Consider the following 7,317-nt stretch of genomic DNA (forward strand, 5'->3'; position numbering starts at 1 on the left):
CAGGCGCCGGCCGGTAGCGTCACCGCCATGGATGTCGATGACGTCGCCGGCCGGCTCGGCGTGCCCGCCGAGGAGGTCGACCGGGTTCACCGGCTCGCCGGTGACCGGCCCTCCGCGCCGCTGCCCGACCGGGCGGACGCGCCCGCCCTGCTGGCCCGGCTCGCGGTCCGCCCCGACGACGCCGCCGAGATCCTGGCGGGCTGGCCGGAGCCCGGCTCGCCACTGTGGACCCCGGAGCTGCGCTGGCTGCTCGACCGCTCGATCGCCCTGGTCCGCGCCGACCTCGGCGGCCACGCCTGGCTACCGCCCGGCCCGGCGCTGCCCCGCGAACGGGGCCCGGCCTGGCGGCACCTCTACACGTACGCGTACCTCGCACTGGTCGACGTCGTCCGGGCCTACCACAGCGACCACGGCGTCCCCGACGACGTGTCCTGGGCGACGCTCGCCGACCTGGGCAACAACCTCGCCGTCGACAGGCGGATGAACGGCGAGGGCTGGCCGGTCATGCAGTGCTGGCTGACGCTGCACGCGCGCGGCGGCCTCTACGAGCTGGGCCGGCTCCAGCACCAGCGCGGCGACGCCGAGGCGATCGACCTGCACATCCCGGACGCCGGACCGCTGACCTCGGAGGCGGTCGACGCGTCGCTGGACCGGGCCCGCGCGTTCTTCCCGCGCCACTTCCCCGGCGAGCGCTACACCGCGTTCTCCTGCGGCTCCTGGCTGCTCGACCCGCAGTTGCGCGAATACCTGCCGGAGGATTCCAACATCGTCCGGTTCCAGCGGCGGTTCACGCTGGAGCCCTACCAGGAGCAGCCCGGGCTGGACGGCGACGTCGAGGTGCTGCGGTTCGTGTTCCGCACCCTGGACACGCCGCTGGACCGGCTGCCGCGCCGTACCGTGCTCCAGCGCGCGGTCATCGACCACCTCCGGGCCGGTCGCCACTGGCAGTGGCGCCGGGGCCGCTTCCCCATGTAGTCACGTCAGCGGCCGCAGGCCGCCCCGGTCCGGACCGGGATGCGGCGGCAGCGGCGCTCCGCGGGCCAGCCAGGCGTCGAGCGTGGCCTGGTCGCCGAACAGCAGCACCGGCGGTCCGGCCGGGTCGGCCGCCCAGGCCCGCAGGCGTCGGCGTGCCCGGCCGAAACCGGTCAGGTGCCACACCAGGATCGAGTCCCGGGACAGCACGCTGCGCAGCGTCTCCCGGTTGCCGTTGCAGATCAGCTCCCCGCCGGCCAGCCGCCGCAGCGTGCGCCGCAGCAGCCGCCGGAACGAGACCCCGCGCGGAAGGTCCAGGCCGATCACCAGGTCGGCGCGGCCGAGGACCACGTCCCGCCAGCCGTGGTACGCGCCGTCGAGGATCCAGCTGTCGCGCCGGCAGATCGCCTCGATCCGGCGACGCTGCTCGGCCACCGGCACCTCGACCCAGCCGGGCTCCCACAGCAGGTCGTCGACCGGATACCAGGGCAGGCTGAACCGCTGCGCCAGATGCGCGGCGAGCGTCGACTTGCCGGAGCCGTGGATCCCCTCGACCAGGATGCGGGCCGGGGCGCTCATGGCAGCAGCGTAGGCACCGCGCGCACCCGGCGCGATCCGGGCGGCCCGGTCAGTGCGCGACGGCGACCGCCGGCGCCGCCTCCAGTCCGGCGAGCTGGGACGGCCGCACGACCACCAGCAGCACCACCAGCGCCGCCACCATGCCGCCGGCCACCACCAGCGCCATCGCCACCGCGCCGGTGCCGAGCACGCCCACCAGCGGCGCGGCCACCGCGCCCACGCCGAACTGCACCGCACCGAGCAGCGCGGACGCGGTGCCGGCCGCCTCCCCGTGGCGGGACAGCGCCAGCGCCGGGGCGTTCGGCATGGCCAGGCCCGCCGCCGCCAGCACCAGCCACAGCGACACCAGCAGGGCGGGCAGCCCACCGAAGCCGGTCGCGGCGAACACCACCAGGGCCAGCCCGGCCACCGTGCCCGCCACCAGCGAGGTCACCAGGATCCACTGCGACGGGTAGCGCCGCAGCAGCCGCACGTTGTACTGGGTGGCGCCGATCAGGCCGATCGCGCCCGCGCCGAACGCCAGGCCGAACTCCTGCTCGTCGAGCCCGTACCCGTCCTGCAGCACGAACGACGAGCCCGCGACGTACGCGAACAGCGCGGCCATCGCGAGCCCGGCGACCAGGACGAGGCCGACGAAGACCCGGTCCCGCAGCAGCCCGCCGTACGTCATCACGGTCGCGACGACTCCGCCGCGCCGGCGGCGCGCGGGCGGCAGCGTCTCCGGCAGCGCGAGCGTGGCCAGCGCGACGAGCAGCACCCCGAAGACGGCCAGGACCACGAAGACACCCCGCCAGTCGGTCCACCGCAGCACGCCGCCGCCCAGCGTCGGGGCGAGGACCGGTGCCGCGCCCATCACCAGCAGCAGCCGGGACAGCATCGTGGCGAACGCCGACCCGGTGAACAGGTCACGCACCACAGCCATCGCCACCACAGCGGTCGCGGCGACACCGAGGCCCTGCACGACGCGCAGGACGCCCAGGACGGCGATGTTCGGAGCGACCACGCACAGCGCCGACGCCACGATGTGCAGCAGGAGACCGGCGATCAGCGGGCGGCGCCGCCCGACCGCGTCCGACAACGGCCCGATCAGCAACTGCCCGACGGCGAGCCCGGCGAGCGTGCCGGTGAGGGTCAACTGGACCGCCGCCGACGTGGTCGCGAAGTCGGTGACGATCGCGGGCAGCGCGGGCAGGTACATGTCGATCGTCAGCGGACCCACGGCGATCAGCGAGCCGAGGACCAGCACGAGCTTGAGCCGCCGGCTCCGGCTCATCAGGTCGCCCGGGGTGGGCGTCGGGGCGGCATCGGTCGTCTGGGGCGTCCCGGCCCGGTCGTGCGACCGGGCGCGGGAGGGTGCGGCACTCACACAGTGAGTCAAATGCGCCCCCGGTGATCACATTCCCGTCCCGGCGAGAGGTAACGCAGGTCACGCGCCCCGGGCGGGCCTCCTCACCGTTGCAGCGCGTCGCCGAGCGCGGCCAGGTACGCCCCGGCCTGCGCCCCGTTGACCAGCCGGTGGTCGTAGGCCAGGCCCAGGTCCGCCACCGTGCGCTCGCGTACCCCGCCGTCGCCGTCGAGCACGACCTCGCGGTGCACGTCCGGCACCGACAGGGCGCAGGTGACGCCGGGCGGGATGATCGGCCGGGCCACCGTGACGCCGGGTGTGTCGTTGAGCGCGACCAGGAGGTTCATGCCGGCCATGTCCTCCTCGCGGAGCCGGCCGCGCAGCGCCTTCATCCGCAGCGCGACCACGGCGTCGGCGAGGTCGCCGAGGTCCAGCCCGGCCGCGTCCCGGATCACCGGCAGGAACAGTCCGGTGCCGACGTCGACGGTGAGCCCGATCGACGGCGCTTCCGCGTCGAGGATCAGGCCGTCGTCGGTGAGCCGGGCGTAGAGAGCGGGGAACCGCTCGTGCAGCGCGGCCACGGCGGCGATGACGACCTCGGTCAGGCCGACCGCGGCGCCGGTCTCGTCGGCGGCGCGGCGGGCGTACGCGAGCGCGGCCGTCACGTCGACGCGCACGGCGGTGAAGGCCACCGGGATCTCCCGGTGCGAGGTGGCCACCACGTCGGCGATGCGGCGCTGTGCGGGTGGCAGCGGCCGTCCCGGCGGCACCGGGGCGGGCACAGCCGGCAGCGGCACCGGGGCGGGCACGGCCGGCAGCGGCACCGGGGCGGGCAGGATCCGGCCGATGGGTGCGCCCGGCGCACAGTCGGCGCCGACGGCCACGTCCTGGCGCAGCACTCCGGCCTGTGTCGCGGCCAGCTCCTCGATCGCCTTGGACGTCTCGACCGCCGCGACCGGCTCACCGGCCTCGACCGTGGCGCCGTCCGCGACCAGCCATTCCAGCAGCACGTAGCTGTCGTCGTTGGGGTTGAGCCGGGGTACGTCCACCGGGACGCCCGACGGCGCCGCCGAGGTCGGATCCGGCGGCGGCGGACCGGCAGGCGAGGAATCGGTGCGCGGCACCGGAACCGCGGCGGGCAGGCGCATGATCCGGTCCAGGATCGCCTCCGTGCCGAGCAGCACCGTCCGTTCCAGGTGCGGCGCGGACGGGATGACCCGGTCGGCGGAGCTGACCAGCTCGACCGGGCCGCGCAACAGCGGCCAGGCCTCGGCGTGCAGGCGGGCGGCGACCTCGCTCCCCCACGTACCGCCCGCGGTGCTCTCCTCGGCGACGATCACGCCGTGCGCGCCGTCGAGCAGGTCGCGCAGGCCGTCCACGTCCACCGGGTAGAGCCGCGCCGGGACCAGTACCTCGACCGTACGTCCCCGCTCGGCGGCCCGGGTGGCGGCGGCTATCGCCCGGTCGGCGACCCCGCCCGGCGCGATGACGAGCGTGGGCGCGCCGGTGGCGTCCGGGTCGTGGACGCGGGCCCAGTTGCCGTCCGCGCCGCGCAGCTCGAAGGCGAGGCGGTCGTCGACGCGGCCGTCCACGTACCGCCGCCGGGTGTAGAGGACCTTGTCCTCGAACAGCATCGCCGGTTCGTCGCGGCGCAGCGCGGCGGCCAGCACGTCGGCCGCGTCGTGCAGCGGGGACAGCTCGTAGAGCGCAAGGTGCGGGATGCCGATGAAGTGCTTCTGCGGGCTCTGGCTGTGCGTCGCGCCGTAGCCCCGCCCGCCGCCGACCGGGCAGCGGATCACCACCCGCATCGGGGTGCACTCGCCGTACATGGCGACGGACTTGGTGATCAGGTTGAGGATCGGGTCGAAGGCGAGACCGGCGAAGTCCCCGAACATGATCTCGACGATCACCGTGTCGCCGCACAACGCCAGGCCGCCCGCGACGCCGGTGATGCCGTTCTCGCTCAGCGGCGTCGACAGCACCCGGTCCGGGTAGGCGGTGGAGAGCCCCTGGGTCACCTTGAACGCCCCACCGTACGGGTCGGCGACGTCCTCCCCCAGCAGCCAGGCCCGCTCGTCGGCGGCGAACAGCGCGTGCAGGGCCCGGTTGAGGTTGCGGCTGACCCGTTCGGCGCGCGTCACGCCGCCGCTCCGCGCGCGAGCGGCCGGGCCAGCACCTCGGCCGAGACCTCCGCGACCCGCTGCCGGGCCCGCGCGTCGGCGGCCGCGAACCGCTCCGGGTACGCCTCGGCGTACCGCTGGAGCCAGTCGAGGCGGCGCAGCCGGTCGAGTTCGCCGGGGGGCCGGGTGTCGTCGCCCTTGCTGTGCGGGCCGAGCCGGACCGTGTGCTGCACGAGCACGTGCGGCGCCCGGGTGGCGCGGACCCGCTCGACGTGCGGCGCGGCGGCGGCGCGTACCTCGGTGAGGTCGAGCGATTCGGACTCGCTGACGGTGATGCCGAACCCGGTGACCCGGCCGGCGATGGTGCCGGCGAGCTGCGCGGTGGTCGGGGTGGACTGGGCGATCCGGTTGTGCTCGACCACCACGAGCAGCGGCACCCGCCACAGCGCGGCCATGTTCAGCGCCTCGTAGACAGCGCCCTCGCCCCAGGTCCCGTCGCCGATGTACGCCACCACCATCGCGTCCTGCCCGGTGCGGTTGAGGTGCAGCCCCACGCCGACAGCGGCAGGCAGGCTCTCCCCCTGCACGCCGGTGGACAGGAACCGGTCCCGGCGCAGGTGCTGGCTGCCGCCGTACCCGTGGCACACCCCGCCCTCGCGGCCGAGCAGTTCCGCCAGCAGGCCCTCCGGGTCGCCGCAGTGCGCCAGGTAGTGCCCGTGGCCGCGGTGGTTGCTGAACACGAAGTCGCCGGTCAGCAGCGGGGCCAGCGCGACCGGGACGTACTCCTGGCCGAGGCAGGTGTGCGTGGTGCCGGCGAGGTGACCGTCGGCGTACAGGCGCAGCAGGTGCTCCTCGAAGCGGCGGATGAGCAGCCCCGCGTCGAGGTCGGCGTCGTCGAGCGGGGCCGGCGCGGCTGTCACTCCGGCACACCCCGCTGGGCGAGCAGCGCGCGCAGGTCGGCCACCGACCGCACGGTCCGGATCTCCCGGGGCGTCAGCGAGATCCGGTACGCGTCCTCGACGGCCGCGACGATCTGGAGGTGACGCAGACTCACCCACGCGGCGGTGGTCGCGGGGCCGGTCTGCGCGTCGACCTGGTCGACGGGCAGTTCCAGCACGTCGGCGACGAGCCGCACCAGCCGGCTGGACATGCTCATACCTCGATGATCGTACAGGCCCAGTGGGTGCCCCGGCCCAACGAGATCAACGCGACCCGGTCGCCGTCGTGCAGCTCACCGGCGTCGAACAGGCGGCTCAGTCCGAACAGTTGATCCGCCGCGCCGAGATGCCCGTACTCGGCCGCCAGCTCCCGGTTGGTCCGCTCCGGCGGCACCTTGTGGGCCTCGGCGAGCGACGTCATGGCGCGTTCGTTGTCGGCGACCAGGATCAGCCGCGCCAGGTCGGCGACTGTGACGCCGGCCCGCTCGCAGGCGCGTTCGGTGACCCGCACCATCCGCTCGTCGAGGTGGCGGGCGTACTGCGCGAACTGCTCGGGGTCGTAGTCGAAGAACTCCATCACGTGCCACACGTCGCGGGCGGCGGGCGGCTCGGCGCCGGGTGCGAACGGCGCCGCCGCGCCACCGCCGTCGAGCCGGTAGAACCCGGCGTAGCGGCCGTCGGTGGCCGCCTCGGTGACCTGCCAGCGCAGCCGGGGATGCCCGCGCCGGGCCACTGTGGCCACCGCGCCGTCGGAGAACACCATCGGCTGGGTGTCCATCCGGTTCCAGTACGCCTCGCAGGTCCGGTTCGCGGCCACCACGAGCGCGGTGGCGTACTCCGGGTGGGTGGCGAACTTGCCGGCGACGGTGTCGAGGCTGAGCACGCCGGTGGTGCACGCCTGGGTGAGCAGCACCGCTTCGGCGCCGGCCGCGCCGAGCCGGTACGCCAGGTCGGCGGCGGCGTCCCAGTAGAGGTGTTCGGTGAGGTCGGTGACGGCGAGCACCAGCAGGTCCACCTGCGCGGCGGGCAGCGTGGCGGCGTCCAGGGCGCGGCGGGCGGCCCGCTCGGCGAGGTCGGTCAGGCCGATGTCCGGCGCGGCGCGGTGCACCTGCCGGTAGCCGTACCCGAGGACGCGGTTGACGTCGTCGGTGTACTGCGCCACCACGTCGGCGACTGGCGCCGGGTCGCCGAGCGCCTCACCGAAGGACACCAGCCCGAAGCTCATGCTCGACCGTCCCGCCGCAGATCCGCCGCTGCTTACCATTCCCCCATGCCCCGAGAGCATCTCACGTCCCTGCCCGGAACCCGTTGGCACGTATGGCGTTCCGCGTTGCTCCGGTCGGCCGGTTTTCCGGCTGACGGG

Annotated in this window: 7 protein-coding genes; 1 reads left to right on the forward strand and 6 read right to left on the reverse strand. The window is 74.9% G+C overall.

Annotation, left to right across the window (positions count from 1 at the left end):
- The first annotated feature begins 27 nt into the window (after positions 1–27).
- Entirely contained in the window at positions 28–975 is a 948-nt protein-coding gene (locus ML5_RS28540; RefSeq protein ID WP_013477157.1) for an acyltransferase domain-containing protein, read from the forward strand.
- Here the strand turns inward: ML5_RS28540 and ML5_RS28545 are convergent, their stop codons facing one another.
- The 6 genes from ML5_RS28545 to ML5_RS28570 all read right to left on the reverse strand — a co-directional run bounded on the left by ML5_RS28545 (position 976) and on the right by ML5_RS28570 (position 7,179).
- Complete coding sequence (locus tag ML5_RS28545) at positions 976–1,551, reverse strand: hypothetical protein (RefSeq protein ID WP_013477158.1); 576 nt, start codon at positions 1,549–1,551, stop codon at positions 976–978. It abuts the gene before it with no gap.
- Positions 1,552–1,600: 49 nt separating this feature from the next.
- Positions 1,601–2,824 (reverse strand): multidrug effflux MFS transporter, encoded by a 1,224-nt coding sequence (locus ML5_RS28550; RefSeq protein ID WP_013477159.1) that lies wholly within the window; start codon positions 2,822–2,824, stop codon positions 1,601–1,603.
- A 176-nt stretch (positions 2,825–3,000) separates the two neighbouring features.
- Positions 3,001–5,037, reverse strand: coding sequence for a 2-oxo acid dehydrogenase subunit E2 (locus ML5_RS28555; protein WP_013477160.1), 2,037 nt, complete (start codon positions 5,035–5,037; stop codon positions 3,001–3,003).
- The gene (locus tag ML5_RS28560) at positions 5,034–5,936 is read right to left on the reverse strand and encodes a thiamine pyrophosphate-dependent dehydrogenase E1 component subunit alpha (protein ID WP_013477161.1); all 903 of its coding nucleotides are present in this window, start codon (positions 5,934–5,936) and stop codon (positions 5,034–5,036) included. The genes ML5_RS28555 and ML5_RS28560 overlap by 4 nt, the downstream gene beginning before the upstream one ends.
- Positions 5,933–6,172 (reverse strand): acyl carrier protein, encoded by a 240-nt coding sequence (locus ML5_RS28565; RefSeq protein ID WP_018786864.1) that lies wholly within the window; start codon positions 6,170–6,172, stop codon positions 5,933–5,935. The genes ML5_RS28560 and ML5_RS28565 overlap by 4 nt, the downstream gene beginning before the upstream one ends.
- A complete protein-coding gene (locus tag ML5_RS28570; protein WP_013477163.1) occupies positions 6,169–7,179 on the reverse strand; it encodes a 3-oxoacyl-[acyl-carrier-protein] synthase III C-terminal domain-containing protein in 1,011 nt (336 codons plus the stop codon). Before ML5_RS28570 ends, ML5_RS28565 begins: the two co-directional genes overlap by 4 nt.
- Positions 7,180–7,317: the final 138 nt, after the last annotated feature.

It is taken from the genome of Micromonospora sp. L5, from assembly GCF_000177655.2.
Lineage (GTDB): Bacteria > Actinomycetota > Actinomycetes > Mycobacteriales > Micromonosporaceae > Micromonospora > Micromonospora aurantiaca.

Coding starts and splice junctions, on each gene's coding strand:
- ML5_RS28540 (WP_013477157.1), top strand. CDS start 28: ATGGATGTCGATGACGTCGCCGGCCGGCTCGGCGTGCCCGCCGAGGAG.
- ML5_RS28545 (WP_013477158.1), bottom strand. CDS start 1,551: ATGAGCGCCCCGGCCCGCATCCTGGTCGAGGGGATCCACGGCTCCGGC.
- ML5_RS28550 (WP_013477159.1), bottom strand. CDS start 2,824: ATGAGCCGGAGCCGGCGGCTCAAGCTCGTGCTGGTCCTCGGCTCGCTG.
- ML5_RS28565 (WP_018786864.1), bottom strand. CDS start 6,172: ATGAGCATGTCCAGCCGGCTGGTGCGGCTCGTCGCCGACGTGCTGGAA.
- ML5_RS28570 (WP_013477163.1), bottom strand. CDS start 7,179: ATGAGCTTCGGGCTGGTGTCCTTCGGTGAGGCGCTCGGCGACCCGGCG.